The following is a 24,777-nucleotide window of genomic DNA, read 5'->3' on the forward strand; positions in this document are numbered from 1 at the left end:
ATGCAGGAACAGGACACCAAGTCCCCGCTGAAGATCGCCACGTGGGCGGAGAAGGCGATCCGCCCCCAACACACCGGACTGCACGTGGAGCACGCGCCGCTGCCGGTTCCGGTGCACGGCACCTCGTCGGCCAGCGGGCGCGAACTGGTGACCAACGGAACCATCGGCGCCGACCTGATCCGGCTGCCCGCGGGCGCCGGGTTCGTCCCGCACACCCACCCCGGACACCACATCCTGACCGTGGTGGCCGGTATCGGCACCATCACCTACGACGGACGTATCCACGAGACCCAGGCCGGACAGACCCTGCTGATCGAGGGCGGCATCCCGCACGCGGTCGGCGCGATCACCGACCACCTGATCCTGGCCGTCGGCTCCCCGCACAAGCGGATCGGTGCGGACGACCGGATGACCCCGGTGGCGTACGAGGAAGTGGTCGCCGAAGACGGCGAGCTGACCTGCATGATCTGCCTGTGTACGGCCGGTCCGCCGCGCTTCCTGCACTCCGTGGGCTGTCCGCACTGTCCCTGCCGGACGTGCGCGGGCATGCCCGGCGAGGAGGGTTAGGCCCGGGGGGTGACGAGTCCGGCCGGGGCGCCCATCGGGGCCTCGGCCGGACCGCCTGGCTGATCAAAGGTGCAGGCGGGTTACCATATGAGCACCGCCTAGCTCGAAAGATGAACTTGTGACTGTCAACGAGGACTCGTTCACCAACTGGAACACTCGCGAGGAGATCGCGGAGTCGATGATCCCGATCATCGGGAAGCTGCACCGTGAGCGGGACGTCAACGTCCTTCTCCACAGCCGCTCCCTGGTGAACAAGTCGGTGGTCAGCATCCTCAAGACCCACCGGTTCGCCCGGCAGATCGCCGGAGACGAACTGTCGGTCACTGAGACGCTGCCGTTCCTGCAGGCCCTCTCCACGCTCGATCTCGGCCCGTCCCAGATCGACATCGGCATGCTCGCCGCCACGTACAGGACCGACGACCGCGGTCTGTCGGTGGAGGCGTTCACCGCCGAGGCCGTGGCCGGTGCCACGGGCGCCAACAAGATCGAGCGCCGCGAGGGACGTGACGTCGTCCTCTACGGGTTCGGCCGCATCGGGCGGCTCGTGGCCCGGCTGCTCATCGAGAAGGCCGGTTCCGGCAACGGCCTGCGGCTGCGCGCCATCGTCGTCCGCGGAGGCGGCGGCCGGCAGGCCGACGATCTCGTCAAGCGCGCCTCGCTGCTGCGCCGTGACTCCATCCACGGCCAGTTCCAGGGCACGATCACCGTCGACGAGGAGAACGGCAAGATCGTCGCCAATGGCAACGAGATCAAGGTGATCTACTCCGACGACCCGACGTCGGTGGACTACACCGCGCATGGCATCAAGGACGCCATCCTCATCGACAACACCGGCAAGTGGCGGGACCGCGAGGGGCTGTCGAAGCACCTGCGCCCAGGCATCTCCAAGGTCGTCCTGACCGCGCCGGGCAAGGGCGACGTGCCCAACATCGTCCATGGCGTCAACCACGACATGATCAAGCCGGACGAGCAGATCCTGTCCTGCGCGTCCTGCACCACCAACGCCATCGTCCCGCCGCTGAAGGCGATGGAGGACGAGTACGGCGTCGAGCGTGGCCACGTGGAGACCGTCCACTCGTTCACCAACGACCAGAACCTGCTGGACAACCACCACAGCTCCGACCGCCGCGGCCGTTCGGCGCCGCTCAACATGGTCATCACCGAGACCGGTGCCGCCTCGGCCGTCGCCAAGGCGCTTCCCGACCTCAAGGCGAAGATCACCGGCAGCTCGATCCGGGTCCCGGTGCCGAACGTCTCGATCGCGATCCTCAACCTCCAGCTCGCGCGCGAGACCACCCGCGAAGAGGTCCTCGACCACCTTCGCGATGTGTCGCTGACCTCACCGCTCAAGCGCCAGATCGACTTCATCAGCGCCCCCGACGCGGTGTCGAGCGACTTCATCGGCTCGCGCCACGCCTCGATCATCGACGCCGGTGCCACCAAGGTCGAGGGCGACAACGCGATCCTCTACCTCTGGTACGACAACGAGTTCGGCTACTCCTGCCAGGTCATCCGCGTCGTCCAGCATGTGTCCGGGGTGGAGTACCCGACCTACCCCGCCCCGGTGGTCTGAGCCACCCGACACCCTTGACGCGTCCGGGGCCCGGCCGGGCCCCGGACGCGTATCGGCGGTTGACCGGCCGCGCGCACGCCGAGCCCGCGATTCCAGGGCCGCTTCGCCCCAGGGCCGCTTCGCCCCAGGGACGCGGCTTCCTAGGACGCGGCGACCCACCCATCGCGATCGCGACACCCACACCGGGGCGTGAGGATGGAGGCATGGTCGGCAATGTGGACCTCTCCCAGTTCCTGCGCCGCTGCCGGGACCGCGTCGACCCCGCATCGGCCGGCCTCCCCGAGCGCGGCGCCTACCGCCGCGTGCCAGGGCTCCGCCGCGAGGAGGTCGCCCAGCTCGCCGGGGTGAGCACCGACTACTACACCCGCCTGGAGCAGGGCCGGAACATCACCCCCTCCGACAGCGTCCTGGACGCCGTCGCCGAGGCACTGCGCCTGGACGACGCGGAGCGGGCACACCTGCACGATCTGGTGAAGGCCAGGCCCGGCCGCCGCGCCCGGCGCGGCCCGCCCGGTGTGCAGCGGGCCCGCCCCGGGCTGCTGCGGTTCCTGGAGTCCTTCCACGACCACGCCGCGTTCATCCTCGGCAGGCGCGGCGACATCCTGGCCACCAACCACCTGTGCCGGGTCCTGATCGCCGACTTCGACTCCATGCCTTACCGGGAGCGCAACCTGACCCGGTGGATCGTCCTGTCCCCCGAGGCCCGCGAGCTGTACGTGGACTGGGAGCGGCTGGCGGCGGAGATGACCGCGATCCTGCGCCTGGACGCCGGCCGGTACCCGGACGACGCCCGCACCGCCGAACTGGTCGGCGAGCTGACGATGAAGAGCGAGCACTTCCGCCGCTGGTGGGACGACCACAGGGTCCTCACCCGCACGCACGGCCAGAAACGCTTCAACCACCCACTGGTCGGCGAGCTCACCATCGACTACCAGGCGCTCACCCCGCCCGGCGAGGACGACCAGACCCTCTTCCTCTACCTGCCCGCCCAGGACCGCACCTCCCAGGAAGCCTGGCGCCTGCTCGCCGACTGGAACACCCCCGACCCCGGCCACCCCCGGCCGGACGACGCCGACCACACCTCCTCCGCCTCCGACGACGGGAGCAACCTGTGAGCACCCCCGCCACCCGCCCCCTGGCCCTGGTCACCGGGGCCTCCAACGGCATCGGCTACGAGATCGCCCGGCTGTGCGCCGCCAACGGCTTCGACCTCGTCGCCACCGGCCGCGGCGAGAAGATTGACGAGGCCGCCGAGCAGTTCACCCTCGACGGCGCCCACGTCACCCCCGTCCGGGCCGACCTCGCCGAGGCGAACGGAGTCGAGACGGTGTGGAAGGCCGTGGAGGCCACCGGCCGCCCCCTGGCGGCAGCGGTACTCAACGCCGGACGCAGCATCGGCGGCGCGTTCATCGACACCGACCTGGCCGACGAACTCTCCCTGATCTCCCTGAACATCACCTCGGTCGTCCACCTCGCCAAGCGCGTGGCCCGCCACATGACCGCCCGCCACGCAGGCAGGATCCTCATCACGTCGTCCCTGTCCGCCACCCTGCCCACCCCGTACGAGACCGTGTACGGGCCCTCCCGCGCCTTCACCCGCATGTTCGCCCTCGGCCTGCGCGAGGAACTGAAGGAACACGGCGTCACCGTCACCACGCTCATGCCCGGCGCCACCGACAGCGACTTCCACGGCCGCGCCGGTATGAACAACACCGCCTTCGGCCCCGGCATGAAGAAGAACAGCCGCGGGGAGGTCGCCCGCCAGGGCTTCGTCGCGATGATGGAAGGCCGCGCCGAGGTCGTCGGCGGCGACGCCGCCACCAAGCGCACCGCCCTCGAACACCGCTTCCTGCCCGAGACCTACAAGGCCGCCCGCCACGCCACCAAGGCCAGGCCACGGGGGTGACAGAGCGGTGCCGGGCCCTGTGACGTCACAGGCCCCGGCACACGGTCAGCGTCAGCGGAGCGGGTCGATGGACTGCAGCGTCGGCACCACCGGCTTGATCGTCCCGTCGGCCGCGAACTCCATGCGGTCGATGGTGGTTTCCCGGTGCGTACCGTCGCCGCCCGCCTTGCCGGGGCCGTTGACGGCGAACCGGTGGTAGGCCATGTACCACTCGTCCGTGCCGGGGACGTTCACCACCGAGTGGTGGCCCGGTCCCTTGATCCCGTAGTCGAGGCGCTTGGAGAGGATCGTGCCCCGCTTGGTCCACGGGCCCATCGGCGACGAGCCGGTGGCGTAGGCGACGTGGTAGTTCTCGCTGCCGGTGTCGTCCTCGGACCACATCAGGTAGTAGGTGCCCTTGCGCTTGACCACGAAGGAGCCCTCCCGGAAGTTGTCCGGGGTGAACTTGCGCATCTTCGAGGAGTCGAAGGACGTCATGTCGTCGTTCAGCGGCACCCCGTACGCCTGGCCGTTGCCCCAGTACAGATAGGACTGGCCGTCATCGTCGGTGAACACCGACGGGTCGATCATCTGGCCTTCCAGCTGGCCCTTGGGCACCAGCGGCTTGCCCAGCGCGTCCTTGAAGGGACCGGCGGGGGAGTCGGCGACCGCGACACCGACCTGCTGTTCGGCGCAGAAGTAGAAGTAGTACTTGCCGTCGCGCTTCGCCATCGCGGGCGCCCAGGCGTACTTGTCGGCCCACGTGACATCCGGACCGAGGTCCAGGATCACCCCGTGGTCCTTCCAGTGGACCAGATCCTTCGAGGAGTACGCCTTGAACTTGGTCCCGCCCCAGCCGCGGTAGCCGTCCGTCGTGGGATAGATCCAGTAGCGGCCGTCGGCGTAGCTGATGTCCGGGTCGGCGTTCAGCCCGGGCAGGACGGGGCTGCGTGTCGGCACGGCCTCGACGGTCCACTCACGGGCCGTTCCGTCGGCCGACGTCAGCGTGTATGTCCGGGGCTTGCGGAAGTCCCGCCGGGTGCCGGAGGGCGGGCTGAGGGTGGCACCGGCCGGGAGCGCGAAGCGGGGCGCCAGCCGCCGCAGATCGGCCTTCGGGTCCATCGGCAGCACGGCCTTGGCCGCCGCCTCGGTGACGACCGCGTACCCCTTCTGGCCCTTCGCCGTCACATCGGCGGGCGCGGCCTGGGACGCGGGGTACGTGCGCAGCAGCCGGTCGTACTCGGCCTGCGTCACCGGGAGCACCGTGCCGTGCCGGGGGCTGGCGGGCAGCTGGTAGTTCGTGGACGGGGTCCACTTGCCGGAGGCGAGGTCGGTGGTCTCGAAGGGGATGTAGCCGCGGCCGCCGAACTCGTCGATGAACAAGTACCACTTGTTCTCGGTGTTCGACTTGAAGATGGTCGGGCCCTCACCCTGGTCGATGGCGCCCTTGCCGATGCAGTCGGAGACGAAGTCGTACGAGGTGTCCGTCAGCGAGGCGGACTTCTCGGCCGTGATGAACTTCGAGCAGGGCGTGCCGGAGGACGGGTCGCGCTCGTCCTTGGTGAAGCGGTAGTAGGAGCCCTTGTCCTTGATGACGGTGGAGTCGATGACCGAATAGCCGGGGTCGTTCCACACCTTGGGCTCGCTGAAGGTGCGGAAGTCCTTCGTCGTCGCGTACATCATCTTGTTGTACGTCGAGCCCGTGTGCTGCGGGTCGTCCTCGCCGTAGAGCTTCGAGGCCCAGAAGACGACGTACTCGCCGAGCTTGTCGTCGTAGTACGCCTCGGGCGCCCAGGTGTTGCCCGCGGTGTCCGGGGAGACCTTGACGAGGCGCTGGTCGGTCCAGTTGACGAGGTCCTTCGACTCCCACACCATGATCGACTTGCTGCCGGTGCGCTGCACCTGGTCCCAGGAGCCGCTGCTGTTCTTGTACATCCGCAGATCGGTGGCGATCAGGAAGAACTTGTCGCCCTTGGGGGAGCGGATGACGAACGGGTCGCGCAGGCCCTTCTCGCCGAGGCCGGAGGTGAGGACGGGCTTCCCGGCGTTCAACTCCCTCCAGTGAAGGGGGTCGTTGCCGCGGCTGAGCGCCATCCGTATCTGTTCGCCGTCGGCGGTGCCCTCACCCGTGAAGTAGGTGAAGAGATACCCGGCGTACTTGGTCTTGTGCGGGGCCGCGGACGGCGCTCCGCTCAGCGCGGGGCTGGGCGGAGCGGTGAAGATGCTCGTCACCAGCGTGAGCAGGGCGGCGAGCAGCGGCAGGAGGAGCATGCGGGTTGTGCGGGGACCCATGACACATCCTGTGGGAGTCTGGTGGGTTCTGTTGAGCTGGATGCACCGGAGTGTGTCCAGTGGGGACCCCGTGCGTCAACGGTGTGTGGCGCCACATGCCGGGCGAAAGTTTTCGGGACGCGGATCCAGGGACGCGGATTCAGGGACGCAGCACGACCGGCAGTTCCTTCAGGCCGTTGACGCCCAACGCCGGGACCCGGGAGGCAGGCCGGTCCACGAGGGCGAGGTCGGGATACGTCTCGAACAGCCGCCGCAGGGCGATCCCGGCCTCCAGCCGCGCCAGCGGCGCGCCCGGGCAGCGGTGGGCACCGGCCCCGAAGGCGAGGTGGCCGAGGGCGCTGCCGGACGCGTAGCGGCCGGGGTCGAACCGGTCCGCCTCGGGGTACGCGTGGGGGCAGCGCTGGATGGCCGCGAGCGGGACGAACACCGCTTCCCCCGTGCGGATGTACTCGCCGTCGATCTCCACGTCCTCCGTGGCGTAGCGGAACATCACATGGCGGGCGGGGGACTCCCAGCGCAGGGCCTCCTCCACGACATCGGGCCACGGGTCCTCGCCCGCCTCCTGGCGGGCGCGCGCGGCGGCCAGCGTCCCGGGGTGCGTCAGCAGGCCCCTGACGGCGTGGCAGATCAGCTGGACCGTGGTCTCGTGACCGCCGATGATGGTGATCACCAGATTGCCGATCACCTCGGCCTCGGAGAGTTCCCCGGCGTCCAGCGCGGCCACCAGGTCCATGGTGAGGTCGTCCCGGTCGCCCCCGGCGCGCTTCCGCTCGATCAGCGACATCAGGGCGGCGGGGAAGCGCCGCCCCACGGTGCCCGTGATCTCCTCGACGCTCGCCTCGGAGTTCATCGCCGCCATCGACAGCTCGTGCAGCTCCTCGCGCACGGTCCCCTCGCCGGGCACGCCGAGCAGCAGGCAGATGACGTCCAGCGGCAGCGGGAGCGCGAAGTGGCGCAGCAGGTCGGTCTCCTGCCCGGCCGGCGTGGCGGCCAGACCGGCCAGCAGACGGCGGGTGACGTCCTCGACCCGGGGGCGCAGGGCCTCCACCCGGCGCGGTGAGATGGCGCGCTGGACGGGGCGGCGCAGACGGCGGTGGGTGTCGCCGTCGGCGGTGAGCAGCCCCTTGCCCTCCACGATGAACAGCAGCGGCCAGTCCGCGGGGATCAGGCCGCGCCGGTACGCCTCCCAGTGCTGGATCTCCTTGGCGAACCGCGGGTCGGTCAGCACCCGCAGCCCCGCCTCGGGCGTGGTCACCGCCTTGGCCACCACACCACCGGGGAGCGCCACAGTGGCGATCGGCCCGGCCGCCCTGAGGGCTGCTCCCTCGCCTCCGTGGAGGTCGGCCGGGGCGGGCTCGATACGAACGTGTGCTGTCGCGTCCATTGCTGTCGCTGTCCGTTTCTCCCACAGGCGTTCAAGGCCGGTGCGCACGATGAGGCTTCCCAACTCCAGGGCCGGACAACCATGTTCGCCCGCACCTCGGGCCGGATGCGCCCGTCACCGGTGCGACGGGGTGCCCCGGCCGCGGAGGACAACAGGGGGTGGCTCCCGGTTCCCGCCGGGCAGCCGCGACAGCGGGATCCGGGGGAGTGCGCGTACCGTGGGCAGCGTGACCACTGCTGATGCCGCCCCCCGGCCCCAGTCGCTGATGCTCACGTTCCTGGGGGACTGGGTGCTGGGCCGGGACGTGTGCGTGTACTCGGGGAGCGTCATCGACCTCTTCGGCCGCGCCGGTGTCGGTGAACACGCGACCCGCTCGACGCTCACCCGCATGGTGGGGCGCGGCCTGCTGCGGCGGCAGCGCGAGGGCCGCCGCATGTACTTCGGGCTCACCGAGCGCTCCGAGGCGGTGCTGCGGGACGGCGAATGCCGCATCTGGCAGACCGGCGCCGTCAACCGGCACTGGGACGGCACCTGGACGCTGCTCGGCTTCTCGCTGCCCGAAGCCTGGCAGCGCCAGCGCCACGACCTCCGCGCGCAGCTCACCTGGAACGGCTTCGGGCCGCTGTTCAGCGGGCTGTGGATCGCACAGGGCGAGGTCGAGGTGGGCCCGATCCTCAACGAGCTGGGGCTGGCCGCGCACGTGAAGGTGTTCCGCGCGCACGCCGACGCGGGCATGGACATCGGCGCGATGATCGAGGAGACCTGGGAGCTGCCCGCACTGGCCGGACGGTACGAGGAGTTCGTACGCCGCTGGCAGCCCCGAGAGCACGCGTCCGCCGCGGACGACGAAGCGCTGGCGGCGCGGTTGCGGCTGTCCACCGAGTGGCTGCGGATCATCCGGCAGGACCCCCGGCTCCCGGTCAAGCACCTGCCCGACGACTGGCCCGCCGAGCGGGCGGAGAAGACGTTCCGCGCGGTCCACGAGCGCCTCACGCCGGGCGCGCGGGCGGCGGCGGAGCGCCTGCTCGACCTGGTGCCGGTGCGCTAGCCGGGGCGTAAGCCCGGCATCGCCGCCCCTCCGCTCTCCGTACGACGCTGCCCCGGTCCGTCGTGCCCGCTGCCTGCTGCCCGCTGTCCGCTGCGCACAAATGTTGTGCAGAACATTGACCGCGGTTTGAGAAGTGCCTACCTTCGCGGGAACACCGGCACGCCTCGATACCACCCCCGACGGCACCAGGGAGCTCCCCGTGCAGCCAGCCCCCGTCCCCATTTCCCCGCCGCCCCCGGACCACCGCCAGCTGCGCCGCGTCGCGCTGTCCGGCCTGCTCGGCACCGCGGTCGAGTTCTACGACTTCCTCGTGTACGGCACGGTCGCCGCGCTCGTCTTCGGCGAGCTGTTCTTCCCCGAGGCCGACCCCGCGGTCGGCACCATCGCCGCGTTCGGCACCTTCGCCGCCGGATACCTGGCGCGGCCGCTCGGCGGCATCGTCTTCGGACACTTCGGCGACCGGCTCGGCCGCAAGTCGATGCTGCTGCTCACGATGGTGCTCATGGGCACCTGCAGCTTCCTCATCGGGCTCCTCCCGACCTACGACGCGATAGGCGTCTGGGCGCCGGTGCTGCTGGTCGCCCTGCGCGTCGTACAGGGCCTCGCGATCGGCGGCGAGTGGGGCGGCGCCATGCTCATGGTCGTCGAGCACGCCGAGCGCACCGGAGGTGCCCGGCACCGCCGCGGCCTGTGGTCGAGCTTCACCCAACTCGGCGCCCCGCTCGGCTCGATGCTCTCCGCGGGCGTGGTCACGATCGTCTCGACACTCCCGGACGACGAGTTCCGGGACTGGGGCTGGCGGGTGCCGTTCCTGCTGAGCGTGGCGCTGCTGGCCGTCGGGCTGTTCGTACGGCTGAGGGTGGCCGAGAGCCCGCTGTTCACCGAGACCCGGACCCGGCCGGAGGACCCGCGGCCGCAGGACAAGCCCCCGCTCGCCGAAGTGCTGCGCCGCCCCCGGCCGCTGCTGCTCGCCGGGTGCGTCGGCATCGGCGCGTTCACCGCCCAGGCGCTGCTGACCAGCTTCATGATCTCCTACGCCGTCCGCCACGGATACACCCGGCCGCAGGTGCTCACCGCCGTGACCGTCGCGTCCTGCGTGGCGCTCTTCGCGCTGCCCGCCGCCTCCGCGCTGTCCGACCGGGTGGGCCGCCGCCCGGTCGTGCTCGCCGGGGCCGTCGCGTCGGCCGCGCTGGCCTTCCCCGTCCTGGCGCTCGTCGACTCCGGATCCCCCGGGCTGCTGATCCTGGCCCTGGCGCTGGGCCACGGCGTGGCGCAGTCCACCATGTACGGACCGCTGGGGGCCCTGCTCAGCGAGATGTTCGGCACCCGGGTCCGCTACACCGGCGCCTCCCTCGGCTACCAGCTCGCGACCCTGGTCGGGGCCGGTTTCTCGCCGCTGATCGCGAGCAGCCTGCTGGCGGCGTACGACGGCAGCAGCACCCCGCTCTCGCTGCTGCTGTGCGGCGGTGCGGCCATCACCGCGCTCACCGTGTGGCGGCTGCGCGAGACCCACACCGACACCCTCGACGCCCGCGCCGCCACCGCCACCTCCACCGACCTCCCCACCGCTGAAGGAGTACGCCCATGAAGCCCCGCGCCCTCGCCCTCGCCGCGGCCGCCGTGCTCGCCGCCACCGCCCTGCCCGCGCTGCCCGCTCAGGCCGCGAGCGCCGAGGACGCCGGGGGCGAGCATCTGGAAGGCCAGCTGGCGTCCGGGGCCGCGTACATGATGGACATGCCCGCGCGGTGGAACGGCACCGTGCTGCTGTTCAGCCACGGCTACGCCCCGCAGGGCAGCCCCAACCCCGCCCAGAACGCCCCGAGCGCGGCGACCCGTACCCGGCTGCTGGACGAGGGATATGCGCTGGCCGGCTCCTCCTACGCCACGACCGGCTGGGCCGTGACGGACGCGGTGCCCGACCAGCTGGCCACCCTGGACCTGTTCACGCAGAAGTTCGGCGCGGCACGGCAGACCCTCGCCTGGGGGCAGTCGTACGGCGGGTTCGTCACCACGGCGATCGCCGAACGGCACGCCGACCGGATCGACGGTTCGCTGTCGATGTGCGGACTCGTCCAGGGCGGGGTCGCCAACTGGAACAGCACCCTCGACCCCGTCTTCGCACTGAAGACCCTCCTCGCACCGGACTCCGGCATCCGCCTCACCGGTTTCACCGACCAGGCGGAGGCCAAGAGCGCCGCGAGCGCCCTCACCGGGAAGCTGACCGAGGCCCAGCAGACCCCGCGGGGCCGGGCGCGGATCGCGCTCGCCGCCGCCCTGCACAACATCCCCGGCCACAACGACGCGTCACAGCCGAAGCCCGGCCCGGCCGACTGGGCCGGACAGCAGGCCAACCAGTACGCGGCGGTCGCCGGACTGGTGCGGACCGCCGCGTTCTCGTGGCGGCAGGAGGCCGAGTCCCGGGCGGGCGGCAACCCGTCCTGGAACACGGGCGTCGACTACTCGGCGATGTTGCGGCACTCCTCGGTGTACAAGGAGGTGACTGAGCTGTACAAGAGGGCGGGGCTGACGCTGCGCGACGACCTCGCGGCCCTGGGCCGTGCTCCCCGTACCGCCGCCGACCCGCGGGCCGTGGCATGGATGCGGAACACCAGCGCCTTCACCGGCAGGCTGGCCGACCCACAGCTGAACATCCACACCACCGGTGACGGGCTGATCCCGGTGCAGGCGGAGAGCGCCTACCGACGGGCCGCCACCGCTGGAGGATCGGCGGGGCTGCTGCGTCAGGCGTATGTCGACGGGCCCGGCCACTGCACCTTCACCACCGGTGAGTCACTCGCCGCCGTGCACACGCTGGAGCGGCGGGTGGCCACCGGCCGCTGGGACACCTCGCCGGACACGCTCAACTCCGCGGCGAAGACGGAGGATCCGGGCGGCGAGGCACGGTACGCCGGCTACCGGCCCACCACGTATCCGCGCCCCTACGACCTGGCCCACCGCGACGGCCCGACCCACCGCGACGGCCCGGGGCACCACGGCCGGGACCGCCGCTAGAGCCGCCGGAGTCCGGTCAGCACCCGCTCCATCAGCGCGACGGTCGGGGCCTCGCCCTCGCTGGTCTCGGTCTGGTGGACGGCGATCAGCCCACGGTCCGCCATGTCGCCGAGCAGCACCCTGGCCACGCCCAGCGGCACCGAGAGCCGCGCGGACACCTCCGCCACCGACGTCGGCTCCTGGCACAGCGAGATCACCGGAACGTGATCCGCTTGCGTGAAGGCGACGGACTGGTGCCCCAGTTCGGTGGTCGTCACCAGGGTCTCCAGCTCGAAGTGATGCTGGGACCTGGTGCGGCCACCCGTCCACGTATAGGCGCGCACGAACGAGGGCGAGCCCTGTTGCTGCTGCTCGTATCCGCCCTCCCACCCGGCGTGCTGCTCGTCCTGCGACGGCGGGTACGCGTACGGGTCCGGGGAAGCGGGCGGCGTCTCCTCCGGCTGCTGGCGGGCCGCGGCCTCCGCGCCGGAGTCGGAACCGGAGCCGGACTTCTTCCGCGGCCGCCGTGCCTTGCCGAAACTGAACGCGTTGAGCACGTCGGCGAAGGTCTGCTCGTCCTCCGCTCCCTGATCTCTCCGAGCGTCCCCGGAAGGGCCTTCACCGGTGCTCATGATCTCCTCATCCGAGCTAGTGGGTTGCCGACTTGTTGAATCCCTGTAGCTCCGCGCGCAGTTCGGGGGTCAGCATTTCGCCGACCTGGTCCACGAGCACCGCCATCTCATAGGCCACCTGACCGATCTCGCAGTCCGGCGCGGCCAGGGTCACCAGGCACGAGCCGTCCTTGATCGACATCAGCAGCATATGTCCGTACTCCATCTGGATCACGGTGCTCTTCACCTCACCGGTGTCCAGACACCGCGCGGCACCCTGGATCAGGCTGATGGCACCCGCGGCGATGGTGGCGAGGTGTTCGGCGTAGTCGTCCGCCAGCCGGTTGGAGGCGGTGAGCAAAATCCCGTCGGCTGATACCACCACGGCGTGGGCCACATTGGGAACACGTTCGGTGAAGTTGGTGACCAGCCATCCGAACTGGCTCACCTCCCGAGGGTGGGGTGAGGTCATGGCTTCTTTCCTGCCCGTTTGTCGATGGGATCTTATCGCTCGTCGGGACGGGCCCGACGGATGCCTGACTGGTAGTTGCTGAGGAAGCTGTGCGTCTGGCCCGCGTCCTGGCTCGGCTTGGCCTTGCCGGGGGCGGTACGCGGCTCGGGACGGTCACCCGGCCGCGGCGAACGCGGAGTCCGCTTCGGCAGTCCGGACTGGGTGCGGCCGTCCCCCTCCGGGGAGTCCGAGGGCTCGGCGGGGCCGCCCGGGCGGCGGTCGGCCCCCCGGTCGCCCGCCGCGTTCTCCCCGCCGCGGGCAGCCGCGCCGGGTCCCGGCAGGGGCTCCGTCTGCTGGCCGGGTGGGGTGAAGAGGCGCGCGGAACCCTGCGGGCGGGGGCTCGCCGACGGGGGCCGGGAGTTCGTCGGCGCCGGTGTCCCACCGGCATCCGACGCGGCCGACCCGAACCACGCCGAGCGGGGGGCCTGCCGCTGGTCCGGTCCGGCCCCGGGCGGCTGCTCCGGTCCGGACCGTTGCGGCGGCACCAGGCCGGGACGGGCCTTCTGGGCGTCCTGCCCGTCCGCCGGTGTCCCGTCGTACGAGGAGTGCTCGGGACGCTTGGCGTGCTCGGAGCGCTCCGAGCCGTCGCGGGGTCCCTCCGGTGCGCCCTTGCCGATCGGGCCGGGGCGGCCGGTTCCGTTGGCCCCGTTCCCGATCCCGTTCCCGATTCCGGCGGGCCCGTCGGCCCCGGCCGGTGTCCGGCGCGGCAGCCGCCGCGGGAGCGCGGAGTCCGCGCCGGTCCCGGCGGGTTCGGGGCGGCCCGGCTGGGCGGTGCCCCGGCCCGGGGACCGCGTACCGGAGTCGGCGGGGGCCGCCGGGCGGGGGCCGCCCGGGGACTCGCGCACGGCGGGGGCAGCCGTGGTGTGGCCCGACTCCGGCCGCGGCTGCGCCGGTTCGAAGGCCTTGGCGGCGGTCGGCGTCGGCCCGGAACGCCGGGGCAGACTTCCCCGGGGAGCCTCGTCGGGCCGGTTCCCCGGCACCAGGTTGGCCGGGACGAGCACACCGGCCCGCAGGCCCGCGCCCCACTCCGAGCTGAGGTTCACGGAGATACCGTGCCGACTGGCCAGACGGCCCACCACGAAGAGTCCCATTTGACGGGAGGACGAGGCTTCCTCGGAGGAGGTTGCCTCCAGACGCCGGTGAGCCTTGGCCAGGTCGGCGCCGCTCATCCCGATGCCCTGGTCGCGCACCTCGATCAGCGCGGACCCGTCGCGGCGCGGGGTGGTGCTGACGAACACCTGGGTCTCCGGCGGGGAGAACGCGGTGGCGTTGTCCAGCAGTTCGGCGATGATCCGCGCCAGGTCACCGGCCACGTAGCCGGTCACTGCCACGGAGGAGGAGGGCTGCACCTCCGCGCGCTGGTAGTGCTCGATCTCGGAGACCGCGGCCCGCAGGACGTCCTCCAGCGGCACGCGATGACCGTGGGAACGGACGAGCGTGCTGCCGCAGAGAACCATCAGGTTCTCGTTGTTGCGCCGCATCCGGGTCGCCAGGTGGTCCATCTGGAAGAGGTTGGCCAGCTGGTCCGGGTCCTCTTCATGGCGTTCGAGCTGCTCCATCAGGCGCAGCAGCCGGTCCACCAGGGTCTGGCTGCGCCGGGAGAGGTTGACCAGGGTGTCCCTCAGGTCACCGCGGAGCGCGGCCTGTTCCGACGCCAGGCGCACGGCCTGACCGTGCACCGCGTCGAAGGCCCGGGCAAGCTGCCCGAACTCCTCCGTGGTGTGCACCGGCACGGCGCTGACCGCGGTGTCCGCCTTCTCGCCCTCGCGGATGCTGGAGACGGCGGCCGGAAGCCGGTTCTCGGCCACGTCGAGCGCGGTGGAACGGAGGACGGTCAGCGACCGCAGCAGATAGCGGCCGATCGCGAAGCCGACGGAACCGGCGAGCAGCAGCACCGCGAGCAGGGCCACGGAGTACGCACCGGCCCGGTTGCTCGTCTGGTCCTGCAGCTGGGCGGAGTTCACCCGCAGCTGCTGGGCGAGGTCCTTCTCGACCTTGCCGAGGAGCTTCGCGGTGGTTTCCGAGCTGCGGTTCCACTCGGAAACCGGGACCCGGGGCGCGGTGACTCCCTGCTGGGTGCCGTCCTCCTGCGACGCGGACAGCGCGGTACGCACCAGCTTCGAGCGCCGGGACACCAGGTCCCCGGTGACCGTCCGCTGGTACTTCTCCTGTTCCGCGGGGGTGGCCACGGCCTGGAAGTCGCCGAGCTTGTCCTGCAGCCGGATGTCGGACTCCTCCAGCGCCCGGATGAGCTTGGTGTCCATGGGCTGCCCGGGCTTCATCGCCTCCAGGAGCGTCACATGCTGGAGATGGACCTCCTCCTGGACCGCCTCGAGGTCGTACAGCGCGGACGCCGGTCCGGACAGCTTGGGTTCACCGAACCCGCTGCCCAGGGCCTGGTCCAGGTCGAGCAGGCTGTTGATGACGGTGCGGTACTTGTTCACCGCGGCCCAGGAGCTGATGTCGCCGGACGTCACCTGCTTGCGCAGATCGGTCAGCTGGCCCAGGGCCTTGACCGCATCCTGGTAGCGGTTCCCCGAGGCACCGCCCAGCTGGGGTGCCTGCTCCGTGCCGCCGCCGGAGAGGACGGCCCGGGCGCGGTCGGTGAACCGGGCCTGTCGCCGCATCGCGGCGGGGGAGTCGCCGCCCGCTCCGCCACGCAGCTGCCCAGCGGCCATGGTCCGCTCCGCCTGCAGGCTCCCGAGCAGCGGCATCAGCCCGGAGCGCAGCTTGACCAGACGCTGCATGTCCGCGTACGAGTTGGCGCGTTCGACTTCGCGCTGAATCTGGACGACGCCCAAGGCGACGGCCAGCAGCGCGGGCACGACCAGCACGGCGCCCAGCTTGACCGGCAGCCGCCAGTTTCGCCATTGCACGAGGGTGGCCCACAGCCCCGGGCCGCGTGCAACTTCGGCCGCATGCCTGCCCGGGGTCACGAGACGCGCTCCGCGCCCGGAGCGGCTTGGCCACAGCGATGTATCACGATGCGCTTTCTCCTGGGATTTCTCCTGAAGAGGAAGTCGGACCACCGGCCGCGCACCGGCCGGGCCAAGGGCGGCGGAAACGCCCACGGCCGGACCGGTGAGGTGCCGGTGCGCCCACCTCTACTCGAACAGCTTGCGGCTCGTCATGGCGAGCTCATAGAGGCCGTACGCGAAGGGGATGGCCACCCACAGCCACGCCACGGCCAGCAGAGCGGGCGAGGACTTCACGGCCGCGCTCTGCGAAGGATCGTCCTGGTGAGCCATCAGTTACCCCTTGCCCTTCTCGGCCGGGACACGGTCGGTTCCGCCCTCTTCCTCGTCGTCCTGCTTGCCTTCCTGCTCGCCCTGTTCCTCCTGGGCGGCAGCCTGCTCACCTGCGGCCACCGGCTCGGGCTTCGGCTCCTGCTTCGGCGCCGGCTCCGGCTCGTGGAACTTCGGGTTCACCGGGCGCACCAGCTCGTTGGCGATGAAGCCGATGACGAGCAGCCCGATCATGAGGTAGAAGGAGACGGCGTAGAGGCCCGGCCCGGTGTCCCCGGACTTCTTCCCCGCGTCCGCGACGGCGTCCACGATGATCGGCCCGGCGACACCGGCGACCGACCACGCGGTCAGCAGCCGACCGTGGATCGCGCCGACCTGGTAGGTGCCGAACAGGTCCTTCAGATAGGCCGGTACGGTCGCGAACCCGCCGCCGTAGAACGACAGGATCACCATGGCCGCGACCACGAACAGCGCGGTGCTGCTGTTCTTCCCGAGCAGGATCGTCAGGTAGAGCAGAGCACCCGCCCCCAGGTACAGGCGGTAGATGTTCTTCCTGCCGATCGCGTCGGAGACCGACGACCAGACGAAGCGGCCGGTCATGTTGGCCAGGGACAGCAGGGCGACGAACCCGGCGGCGGCGGTCGCGCTCACCGGGGCGTCGGTGTCCTGGAAGAAGTCCTGGATCATCGGGGCGGCCTTCTGGAGGATCCCGATGCCTGCAGTGACGTTCATGCACAGCACGATCCACAGCAGCCAGAACTGCGGGGTCTTCACCGCGTTCTTCGCCGACACGTTCGCGGTCGTGACGAGCTGCTTGCCGGTTTCCTCGCGGGGGACCCACCCGGCCGGGCGCCAGCCGTCGGCGGGCACCCGGATGAGCAGCACGCCGAGGGTCATGAACGCGGCGTAGGCCAGGCCGTGTACCAGGAAGGTCTTGGCGATGCCGCCGGTGTCGCTGCCGAAGGAGGAGAGCATCTGCGACGACCAGGGGGAGGCGATCAGCGCGCCGCCGCCGAAGCCCATGATCGCGGTACCGGTGGCCATGCCGGGGCGGTCCGGGAACCACTTCATCAGCGTGGACACCGGCGAGATGTAGCCGATGCCGAGGCCGACGCCGCCGATGACGCCGTATCCGAAGATGACCAGCCAGTACTGGCTGGTGGCCACGCCGAGCGAGGCGACCAGGAAGCCGGAGGAGAAGGCCACGAGCGAGACGAACATCGCCCACCGCGGCCCCTTACGCTCGACGAGCGTGCCACCGAAGGCGGCGGAGAGGCCGAGAACGAGAATAGCGATCTGGAAGGGGAGTGCGCTGGCGGTCCCCGAAATGTCTAGGGCTTTCTCCAGTGGTGTCTTGAAGACGCTCCAGGCGTATGCCTGGCCGATGGAGAAGTGAATCGCAAGTGCCGCCGGAGGAATCAGCCATCGATTCCACCCCGGACCTGCGATAATGCGAGAGCGGTCGAGAAAACCCACCGATTACCTACCTCCGTCCTCGGGAACCCATTGTCGCAGGCTCTATTTCTGGAGACGCGAAAACGCGTCTCGGGCGGTGGCGAGTGTAGAGCACCCTGATCAGCGGTAACAACGACGGGACTTCGTCACGGGGCCCGCAGGGGAGCAGCCTCCCACACGTTCGCATAGATGGGGCGATCAACCAACATCGACACATCGCATGCATCTCCCGTTCACGAAACATCCGCAAGTCGGGCGGTTCTGGGCTGCCGTCATCGCGTGGCACCAGGTCAGACGGACCGAAAGGAGGAAGGATCGGGAAAAGCGCACATCCGGAGAAGTTCTGACAGGTGATCACAAGGTCGGCACAGGTGTATATGTGGCACGCAGTCATCTGAAACGGGTGCTCCCGGTACATCCCCGCCCGGGTCATCCCGCGGTGTATCCCCGGCCGTTGACTGCATCCGGCGCCTTACTACACTGACCCCGCCATGGGGCTGCGGGTTGCTCCTCCTCCCCACCATCCACTGCAGGCAGATACGTACGAATTCTCCTGCCCGAAACTCCCGGGAGTAGGGCCATGACGAAAGCGGTGCGGCCTCCCGCGCCTATTTCATCCGAGCGGGCCACCGGACCGGGGTTCGCCGACCGCGGCAATGGAAACGGTGAGCCCGACTTCGCCGAGATTCAGGCGAGCCCGGAATTCGACCAGCTGCGCAAGAGGCTGCGCCGGTTCGTCTTCCCCATGAGCGCGCTCTTCTTTTGCTGGTACATGACCTTCGCGCTCTTCTCGGCGTATGGTCATGGCTTCATGAGCCGTAAGGTGTTCGGCTCGGTCAACATGGGGACCCTCTTCGGTCTGCTGCAGTTCGTGTCGACGATGACGATCGTGCTGCTGTACCGGAGGTTCGCCGACAGGAAAATCGACCCGCAGGTGGACAAGGTGCGCGAGCTGGCGGGGGCCGACAAGGAATGACATTGCAGATCGCGGGTGAGGCGACCGGCAGCCCGGTCATCAACGTCAGCGTATTCGTCGTATTCGTCCTGATTACGCTGTTCATCGTCTACAAGGCCACCACCCGGAACCAGTCGGCGGCCGACTACTACGCCGCGGGCAGCGCGTTCACGGGAGTGCAGAACGGCATCGCCCTCTCCGGAGACTTCCTCTCCGCGGCGTCCTTCCTCGGGATCTCCGGGGCGATCGCCGTCCATGGCTACGACGGATTCCTGTACTCCGTGGGATGGCTCGTCGCCTGGCTGGTCGCCCTCCTGCTCGTCGGTGAACGGCTGCGCAACACCGGCCGGTTCACGGTGGGCGATGTGATGGCCTACCGGATGAAGCAGCGCCCGGTGCGCGCCGCGGCGGCCAACGCCACCTTGGTGATCACGTTCTTCTACATGCTCGCCCAGATGGCGGGCGCGGGCGGGCTGATCGCCCTCCTGCTGAACGTGCACAGCAAGGGCGGGCAGGCCCTCGTCATCACGGGCGTCGGCCTCGTGATGGTCTTCTACGTCCTGGTGGGCGGCATGAAGGGCACCACCTGGGTGCAGATCATCAAGGCGGGTCTGCTCCTGCTCTGCGTGACCTTCATGAGCGTGTTCATCGTGGGGAAGTTCGGCTTCAGCTTCTCGGCGATCCTCGACCAGGCCGCGCAGCGCAGCCCGCTGGGGCAGAGCCTGCTCGAACCGGGCGGCTGGTACGGCGACGGGGCGATGGACAAGCTCGACTTCGTCTCGCTGTCCCTGGCGCTGGTCCTCGGCATCTCCAGCCTGCCGCACGTGCTGATGCGCTTCTACACCGTGCCCGACGCCAAGGAGGCGCGCCGGTCGGTGGTGTGGTGCTCCTGGTCGATGTTCATCTTCTACCTCGGCATCCTGGTCGTGGGCTACGGCGCCGCCGCGCTGGTCGGCCCCGAAGCGATCCTGGACGCACCCGGCGGGGAGAACTCGGCGGCACCGCTGCTCGCGTTCAAGGTCGGCGGTGCGGTGCTCCTGGGCATCGTCTCCGCGGTGGCCTTCGCGACGATCCTCGCGGTCGTGGCCGGTCTGACCCTGACCGCGTCGGCCTCGTTCGCGCACGACGTCTACGCGAACGTGATGCGGGAGGGCAAGGCCGACGCGCGGTCCGAGATCCGGGTCGCCCGGCTGACGGCGATCGCGGTCGGCGTCCTGGCCATCGTCGGCGGCATCGTCACCAGCGGCCAGAACGTCGCCTTCCTGGTGTCACTGGCCCTGGCGCTCGCCGCGTCCGCCAACCTGTCGACCATCCTGTACACCCTGTACTGGAAGCGGTTCAACACGACGGGGACGCTGTGGAGCATCTACGGCGGCCTGGCGTCGGGGCTCATCCTCATCGTCTTCTCACCGGCGATCTCGGGCTCCTCGACGGCCATCTTCAAGGACGTCGACTTCCACTGGTTCCCGCTGACCAACCCGGGCATCGTGTCGATCCCGCTCTCCTTCCTCTGCGGTTTCCTCGGCACGGTCCTCAGCAAGGACCCCGCGGACCCCGAGAAGCAGGCGGAGATGGAAGTGCGGTCGCTGACCGGAATCGGCAGCAAGGTCTAGCCGGAATCCGGCACCACGAGGCCGGTACGGGGAGCACGCCGACTCCCCGTACCGGCCTCGGCCGTTGTTACCGCGCGGGCGGCGGCGCGGTGCTGCGGCGCAGCACCAGCCGGGTGGGGACGAGGGTGGTGCCGCGGCCCGGGGCGCTCTGCCGCATCTGGCGCAGCACGCCCTCGACGCAGCGGCGTCCGACCTCGGCGAAGTCCTGGTGCACGGTGGTCAGCGGCGGCAGGAACGACCCGGCCTCGGGGATGTCGTCGAAGCCGATGACGCTCACGTCGTCCGGCACCTTCCGGCCCTTTTCGTCCAGGGCGCGCAACAGGCCCAGCGCCATCTGGTCGTTCGCGGCGAACACCGCCGTGCAGTCCTCCTCGGCGGCGAGCGCGAGCCCGGCCCGGTAGCCGGACTCGGCCGACCAGTCGCCCCGTACGAGCGGTGGCGGAGCGCACCCGGCCTCGGTGAGCGCCGTATGCCAGGCGTCGGCGCGGCGCTGGGCCGCGAAGGAGCCCTCGGGCCCGGCGAGATGCCATACGGTGCGGTGGCCGAGGCCGAGCAGATGGTCCACCGCGTCGTGGGTGCCGCCCGCCTGGTCGGTGTCGACCACCGTGTAGCGGTCTCCGGCGTCCGAGTCGGCCACGACGACCTGGACGTGGGGCGGCAGGGAGAGCGCCGCCGCGTCGAGGAGGTGGACTTCCATGATGACGATGACGGCGTCGACGGCGAGTTCGCCCAGCCGCGAGAAGGCGCCCCGTACCTCGTCCTGGGTGGGGACGGCGACGGGGAGCAGGGTGACGGCGTAGCCCTCGTGGGCGGCGGAGGTGGCGATCGCTTCGAGCGTGCGCACATTGCCGGTGGTGGAGAGGGTGAAGGTGATGACGCCGATGGTGCGGAACTCGCCGCGCTTGAGCGCCCGTGCGGCGCTGTTGGGCCGGTAGCCGAGCTGCTTCATGGCCGCCAGCACCTCCCGCCGCGTCTCCTCGGTGACACCGGGGAAGCCGTTGGAGACCCGGGAGACGGTCTGCGCGGAGACACCGGCGAGACGGGCCACGTCCGCCATGGACGCGCGCTGCGCGCGCCGGGCGGCCCGGGTCCGGGTGATGCCGCCGTCCGTCGGGGGACCGTCCGCCGAGGGGCCGCCCGCCGAGGGGCTGTCCGCTGCTTCCACTGTCTCCCTCGCTGCGTGTGTCCTGGATTTGTCAGACGGCTCTTGACCACCGTCATTGGGGCAGTGTAGACATTCCGCCATCAGATGTTTACGTAAACATAACACCTCCGCGCTTCCTTGACCGGCGTGATGTTTACGCAAACATCGCGACGGCGCATCGCGCCGGTTCCGAGATGGACGAGCGAGGAACGACATGACGACGCTTCAGCCCCCCGCCGCCGTGAAACGGGGCCCGACCCGGCCTCCGGCGAAACGGGACCGCCGCTCCTGGACGGGGTGGGGATTCATCGGTCCCTTCGTGGTGGTCTTCGCCTTCGTCTTCCTGGCCCCCATCGCCTACTCGGTCTACCTCAGCCTCTTCCGCGACCAGCTCATCGGCGGCAACACGTTCGTCGGCCTGGACAACTACCAGCAGGCCCTGCAGGACGACAGGTTCTGGACGTCCCTGACCCGGGTGTCGCTGTTCCTGCTGGTGCAGGTGCCGATCATGCTCGGCATCGCCCTGCTCGTCGCCCTCGCGCTGGACAGCGGGCGGCTATACGGACGGGACTTCTTCCGGATCTCGATCTTCCTGCCGTACGCGGTGCCCGCCGTGGTCGCCACCCTCATGTGGGGGTTCATGTACGGCAACCGCTTCGGCCTGGTGAGCGACATCAACGACGCCCTCGGGGTGTCCCTGCCGAACCCGCTGTCACCCGATCTGGTGCTGACCTCCATCGGCAACATCGTCACCTGGGAGTTCGTCGGCTACAACATGCTGATCTTCTACTCCGCGCTCCGCGTCATCCCGCACTCCCTGTACGAGGCCGCGGAGATCGACGGCGCCGGGCAGATCCGCGTCATCACCGCCATCAAGCTGCCCGCGATCCGGGGCGCCCTGGTCATCGCCACCATCTTCTCGATCATCGGCACCTTCCAGCTGTTCAACGAGCCGAACATCCTGCAGAAGCTGGCGCCGAACGCCATCACCACCGACTACACCCCGAACTTCTACACCTACTCGCTGTCCTTCTCGGGCCAGCAGCACAACTACTCCGCGACCGTCGCCATCATCATGGGGCTGATCACCATGGTCATCGCCTACGTCGTCCAGCTGCGCGGCATGCGCAAGGGAGCGTGAAGCGATGAGCAGCCCCGTCACCACCGCCTCCCGGCCCGCACCCGCCACGGCCGGATCCCCGAAGCCGGCGCCCCGGCTGCGCGTGCCGCGCAAGCGCACCGAGGGCCGCCGCCCGCGCCGCAGCGTGCTGCTGACCGTCCTCACCGGCCTGGTCCTGCTGTACTCACTGGTGCCGCTCGCCTGGCTGGTCATCAGCGCCACCAAGACCCAGGAGGGACTGGCCCGGTCGTTCGGGCTGTGGTTCAGCGGCGACTTCGCCCTGTGGGACAACATCCGCGAGACGTTCACCTACGACGACGGCGTCTTCACCCGCTGGCTGCTGAACACCCTGCTGTACGTGGTGACCGGGGCCGGTGGCGCCACCCTGCTGGCGGTGCTCGGCGGCTACGCCCTGGCCAAGTTCAGCTTCCCGGGCAAGCGTGCCGTCTTCGCCGTCATCATCGGCGCCGTCGCGGTGCCCGGCACCGCGCTGGCCGTGCCCACCTTCCTGATGTTCAGCGAGATGGGGCTGACCAACACCCCCTGGGCGGTGATCATCCCGTCCCTCATCTCGCCGTTCGGCCTGTACCTGATGTGGGTCTTCGCCACCGAGGCCGTCCCCGTCGAGCTGCTGGAGGCCGCGCGCATCGACGGCGCCGGTGAGGTGCGTACGTTCTTCACGGTCGTCCTGCCGCTGCTCGCACCCGGCATCGTGACCGTCCTGCTGTTCACGATGGTCGCCACCTGGAACAACTACTTCCTGCCGCTGATCATGCTCAAGGACCCGGACTGGTATCCCCTGACGCTGGGCCTCCACAGCTGGAACGAGCAGGCCGCGACCGCCGGTGGCGAGGCCGTCTTCAACCTCGTCATCACCGGCTCCCTGATCACCATCGTGCCGCTGATCGCCGCGTTCCTCCTGCTCCAGAAGTACTGGCAGTCCGGGCTCGCCGCCGGAAGCGTCAAGGAATAGCCCCACCGTCCCGCACCACGAAGAAGTGGAAAGCACGCCCATGCGCATGAACACTCGCCGCCTGCTGCGCGGCATAGCCCTGGTCTCCGCCCTCACCCTCGGAGCCACCGCCTGCGGCGGCTCCGACGACAGCGCCGCCGACAGCAAGCCGGTGTCCGCCAAGGACATCGACGCGGCCCTGGAGAAGGGCGGCACCGTGACGGTGTGGGCCTGGGAGCCCACGCTCAAGAAGGTCGCCAAGGACTTCGAGAAGGAACACCCCAAGGTCAAGGTCAACTTGGTCAACGCGGGCACCAACAAGGACCAGTACAAGGCCCTCCAGAACGCCATCGCCGCGAAGAAGGGCGTCCCCGACGTCGCCCAGATCGAGTACTACGCGCTGGGCGAGTACGCCCTGACCAAGGCCCTCGACAAGCTGGCTCCGTACGGCGCCGACAAGCTCGCGGGCAAGTACTCCCCGGGCCCGTGGCACTCCGTGAAGTCCGGCAAGGACGTCTACGCCCTGCCCATGGACTCCGGACCCATGGCGATGTTCTACAACAAGAAGGTCTTCGACAAGTACAAGCTCAAGGTGCCGACCACCTGGGACGAGTACGTCAAGACCGCCCGCGACCTGCACAAGGCCGACCCCAAGGCGTACATCACCGCTGACACGGGAGAAGGCGGCACCGCCACCAGCATGCTGTGGCAGGCCGGTTCCCGCCCGTACAAGGTCGACGGCACCAAGGTGAAGATCGACTTCTCCGACGCGGGCGCCAAGAAGTACACCGACACCTGGCAGAAGCTCCTCGACGACAAGCTGCTCGCGCCCATCACCGGCTGGAGCGACGACTGGTACAAGGGCCTCGGTGACGGCACCATCGCCACCCTGACCGCCGGCGCCTGGATGCCCGCCAACTTCGCCTCGGGTGTGAAGGGAGCCTCCGGCGACTGGCGCGCGGCACCGCTGCCGCAGTGGAAGGCGGGGGACAGGACCACCGCGGAGAACGGCGGCAGCTCGCTGGCCCTGCCCACCCTCGGCAAGCACAAGGAACTCGCCTACGCCTTCGCCGAGTACGCGGCCGCGGGCAAGGGCGTGCAGACCCGGATCAAGGAGGGCGCCTTCCCGGCGACCACCGCGGACCTGGAGTCCAAGGCGTTCCAGGACACCGCGTTCCCGTACTTCGGCGGGCAGAAGGCCAACAAGATCTTCGCCGAGTCGGCCGCGAACGTAGGCCGCGGCTGGTCGTACCTGCCGTACCAGGTCTACGCCAACAACATCTTCAACGACACCGTCGGCAAGGCGTACGTCTCGAACACCAAGCTGGCCGCCGGTCTGAAGTCCTGGCAGGACGCCTCCGTCAAGTACGGAGAAGAGCAGGGCTTCACCGTCGAGAAGTAACCAGCCCCCGCGCCGCCCCGTACGGTTCA

At 69.9% G+C, this 24,777-nt stretch carries 20 protein-coding genes; 12 read left to right on the plus strand and 8 right to left on the minus strand.

The genetic code is table 11. The features are described from left to right. The 4 genes from ACZ59A_RS15440 (at position 1) to ACZ59A_RS15455 (ending at position 4,046) form a co-directional block, all read left to right on the plus strand. Entirely contained in the window at positions 1-567 is a 567-nt protein-coding gene (locus tag ACZ59A_RS15440; RefSeq protein WP_470958531.1) for a cupin domain-containing protein, read from the plus strand. 118 nt (positions 568-685) lie between these two features. Next, the gene (locus tag ACZ59A_RS15445; RefSeq protein WP_470958534.1) at positions 686-2,140 is read left to right on the plus strand and encodes a glyceraldehyde-3-phosphate dehydrogenase; all 1,455 of its coding nucleotides are present in this window, start codon (positions 686-688) and stop codon (positions 2,138-2,140) included. A 203-nt stretch (positions 2,141-2,343) separates the two neighbouring features. Beyond that, a complete protein-coding gene (locus ACZ59A_RS15450; RefSeq protein WP_470958537.1) occupies positions 2,344-3,255 on the plus strand; it encodes a helix-turn-helix transcriptional regulator in 912 nt (303 codons plus the stop codon). Continuing rightward, on the plus strand, positions 3,252-4,046 hold the full coding sequence (locus ACZ59A_RS15455; protein WP_470958540.1) for an SDR family NAD(P)-dependent oxidoreductase: 795 nt from the start codon (positions 3,252-3,254) through the stop codon (positions 4,044-4,046). The genes ACZ59A_RS15450 and ACZ59A_RS15455 overlap by 4 nt, the downstream gene beginning before the upstream one ends. 51 nt (positions 4,047-4,097) lie before the next feature. Here the strand turns inward: ACZ59A_RS15455 and ACZ59A_RS15460 are convergent, their stop codons facing one another. Further along, complete coding sequence (locus ACZ59A_RS15460) at positions 4,098-6,317, minus strand: glycoside hydrolase family 43 protein (protein ID WP_470958541.1); 2,220 nt, start codon at positions 6,315-6,317, stop codon at positions 4,098-4,100. A 139-nt stretch (positions 6,318-6,456) separates the two neighbouring features. Then, the gene (locus ACZ59A_RS15465; RefSeq protein WP_470958542.1) at positions 6,457-7,701 is read right to left on the minus strand and encodes a cytochrome P450; all 1,245 of its coding nucleotides are present in this window, start codon (positions 7,699-7,701) and stop codon (positions 6,457-6,459) included. A gap of 265 nt (positions 7,702-7,966) precedes the next feature. On the opposite strand from ACZ59A_RS15465, the gene ACZ59A_RS15470 reads away from it, so the two are divergent. The 3 genes from ACZ59A_RS15470 to ACZ59A_RS15480 all read left to right on the plus strand — a co-directional run bounded on the left by ACZ59A_RS15470 (position 7,967) and on the right by ACZ59A_RS15480 (position 11,761). Next, on the plus strand, positions 7,967-8,749 hold the full coding sequence (locus tag ACZ59A_RS15470; protein WP_470959661.1) for a PaaX family transcriptional regulator: 783 nt from the start codon (positions 7,967-7,969) through the stop codon (positions 8,747-8,749). A gap of 199 nt (positions 8,750-8,948) precedes the next feature. Continuing rightward, positions 8,949-10,337 (plus strand): MFS transporter, encoded by a 1,389-nt coding sequence (locus tag ACZ59A_RS15475; RefSeq protein WP_470958545.1) that lies wholly within the window; start codon positions 8,949-8,951, stop codon positions 10,335-10,337. Continuing rightward, entirely contained in the window at positions 10,334-11,761 is a 1,428-nt protein-coding gene (locus ACZ59A_RS15480; RefSeq protein ID WP_470958548.1) for a hypothetical protein, read from the plus strand. The genes ACZ59A_RS15475 and ACZ59A_RS15480 overlap by 4 nt, the downstream gene beginning before the upstream one ends. Here ACZ59A_RS15480 and ACZ59A_RS15485 read toward each other — a convergent pair. The 5 genes from ACZ59A_RS15485 to ACZ59A_RS15505 form a co-directional block, all read right to left on the minus strand. After that, positions 11,758-12,372: a DUF742 domain-containing protein gene (locus ACZ59A_RS15485; protein ID WP_470958550.1), complete on the minus strand. Its 615-nt coding sequence runs from the start codon at positions 12,370-12,372 to the stop codon at positions 11,758-11,760. The genes ACZ59A_RS15480 and ACZ59A_RS15485 overlap by 4 nt on opposite strands. Before the next feature lie 16 nt (positions 12,373-12,388). After that, positions 12,389-12,799 (minus strand): roadblock/LC7 domain-containing protein, encoded by a 411-nt coding sequence (locus tag ACZ59A_RS15490; protein ID WP_470958553.1) that lies wholly within the window; start codon positions 12,797-12,799, stop codon positions 12,389-12,391. A 56-nt stretch (positions 12,800-12,855) separates the two neighbouring features. After that, positions 12,856-15,738, minus strand: coding sequence for a sensor histidine kinase (locus tag ACZ59A_RS15495; RefSeq protein WP_470958556.1), 2,883 nt, complete (start codon positions 15,736-15,738; stop codon positions 12,856-12,858). A gap of 228 nt (positions 15,739-15,966) precedes the next feature. Further along, a complete protein-coding gene (locus ACZ59A_RS15500; protein WP_468045055.1) occupies positions 15,967-16,110 on the minus strand; it encodes an MFS transporter small subunit in 144 nt (47 codons plus the stop codon). A 3-nt stretch (positions 16,111-16,113) separates the two neighbouring features. Next, entirely contained in the window at positions 16,114-17,583 is a 1,470-nt protein-coding gene (locus ACZ59A_RS15505) for an L-lactate MFS transporter (RefSeq protein WP_470958559.1), read from the minus strand. Between the two features lie 559 nt (positions 17,584-18,142). On the opposite strand from ACZ59A_RS15505, the gene ACZ59A_RS15510 reads away from it, so the two are divergent. Continuing rightward, complete coding sequence (locus tag ACZ59A_RS15510; protein ID WP_468045059.1) at positions 18,143-18,538, plus strand: DUF485 domain-containing protein; 396 nt, start codon at positions 18,143-18,145, stop codon at positions 18,536-18,538. After that, positions 18,535-20,130 (plus strand): solute symporter family protein, encoded by a 1,596-nt coding sequence (locus tag ACZ59A_RS15515; RefSeq protein WP_470958562.1) that lies wholly within the window; start codon positions 18,535-18,537, stop codon positions 20,128-20,130. The genes ACZ59A_RS15510 and ACZ59A_RS15515 overlap by 4 nt, the downstream gene beginning before the upstream one ends. A 67-nt stretch (positions 20,131-20,197) precedes the next feature. Here the strand turns inward: ACZ59A_RS15515 and ACZ59A_RS15520 are convergent, their stop codons facing one another. Further along, positions 20,198-21,295, minus strand: coding sequence for a LacI family DNA-binding transcriptional regulator (locus ACZ59A_RS15520; RefSeq protein ID WP_470958565.1), 1,098 nt, complete (start codon positions 21,293-21,295; stop codon positions 20,198-20,200). A gap of 193 nt (positions 21,296-21,488) precedes the next feature. Between ACZ59A_RS15520 and ACZ59A_RS15525 the strand changes: the two genes are divergently transcribed. From ACZ59A_RS15525 to ACZ59A_RS15535, 3 genes are read left to right on the plus strand one after another with little or no spacing between them, the layout of a single operon-like run. Continuing rightward, positions 21,489-22,415 (plus strand): carbohydrate ABC transporter permease, encoded by a 927-nt coding sequence (locus tag ACZ59A_RS15525; RefSeq protein ID WP_468045063.1) that lies wholly within the window; start codon positions 21,489-21,491, stop codon positions 22,413-22,415. Between the two features lie 4 nt (positions 22,416-22,419). Beyond that, a complete protein-coding gene (locus tag ACZ59A_RS15530; protein ID WP_470958568.1) occupies positions 22,420-23,367 on the plus strand; it encodes a carbohydrate ABC transporter permease in 948 nt (315 codons plus the stop codon). Positions 23,368-23,407: 40 nt separating this feature from the next. Beyond that, positions 23,408-24,748 (plus strand): ABC transporter substrate-binding protein, encoded by a 1,341-nt coding sequence (locus ACZ59A_RS15535; RefSeq protein WP_470958571.1) that lies wholly within the window; start codon positions 23,408-23,410, stop codon positions 24,746-24,748. The last annotated feature ends 29 nt before the right edge of the window (positions 24,749-24,777 follow it).

It is taken from the genome of Streptomyces sp. NPDC040405 (assembly GCF_055595765.1).

Bases quoted from the DNA above. Each gene is read 5' to 3' on its own strand.
- ACZ59A_RS15465 (WP_470958542.1), bottom strand. From the start codon at position 7,701: ATGGACGCGACAGCACACGTTCGTATCGAGCCCGCCCCGGCCGACCTC.
- ACZ59A_RS15480 (WP_470958548.1), top strand. From the start codon at position 10,334: ATGAAGCCCCGCGCCCTCGCCCTCGCCGCGGCCGCCGTGCTCGCCGCC.
- ACZ59A_RS15485 (WP_470958550.1), bottom strand. From the start codon at position 12,372: ATGAGCACCGGTGAAGGCCCTTCCGGGGACGCTCGGAGAGATCAGGGA.
- ACZ59A_RS15525 (WP_468045063.1), top strand. From the start codon at position 21,489: ATGACGACGCTTCAGCCCCCCGCCGCCGTGAAACGGGGCCCGACCCGG.
- ACZ59A_RS15470 (WP_470959661.1), top strand. From the start codon at position 7,967: ATGCTCACGTTCCTGGGGGACTGGGTGCTGGGCCGGGACGTGTGCGTG.
- ACZ59A_RS15440 (WP_470958531.1), top strand. From the start codon at position 1: ATGCAGGAACAGGACACCAAGTCCCCGCTGAAGATCGCCACGTGGGCG.
- ACZ59A_RS15460 (WP_470958541.1), bottom strand. From the start codon at position 6,317: ATGGGTCCCCGCACAACCCGCATGCTCCTCCTGCCGCTGCTCGCCGCC.
- ACZ59A_RS15500 (WP_468045055.1), bottom strand. From the start codon at position 16,110: ATGGCTCACCAGGACGATCCTTCGCAGAGCGCGGCCGTGAAGTCCTCG.
- ACZ59A_RS15510 (WP_468045059.1), top strand. From the start codon at position 18,143: ATGACGAAAGCGGTGCGGCCTCCCGCGCCTATTTCATCCGAGCGGGCC.
- ACZ59A_RS15450 (WP_470958537.1), top strand. From the start codon at position 2,344: ATGGTCGGCAATGTGGACCTCTCCCAGTTCCTGCGCCGCTGCCGGGAC.
- ACZ59A_RS15515 (WP_470958562.1), top strand. From the start codon at position 18,535: ATGACATTGCAGATCGCGGGTGAGGCGACCGGCAGCCCGGTCATCAAC.
- ACZ59A_RS15530 (WP_470958568.1), top strand. From the start codon at position 22,420: ATGAGCAGCCCCGTCACCACCGCCTCCCGGCCCGCACCCGCCACGGCC.
- ACZ59A_RS15535 (WP_470958571.1), top strand. From the start codon at position 23,408: ATGCGCATGAACACTCGCCGCCTGCTGCGCGGCATAGCCCTGGTCTCC.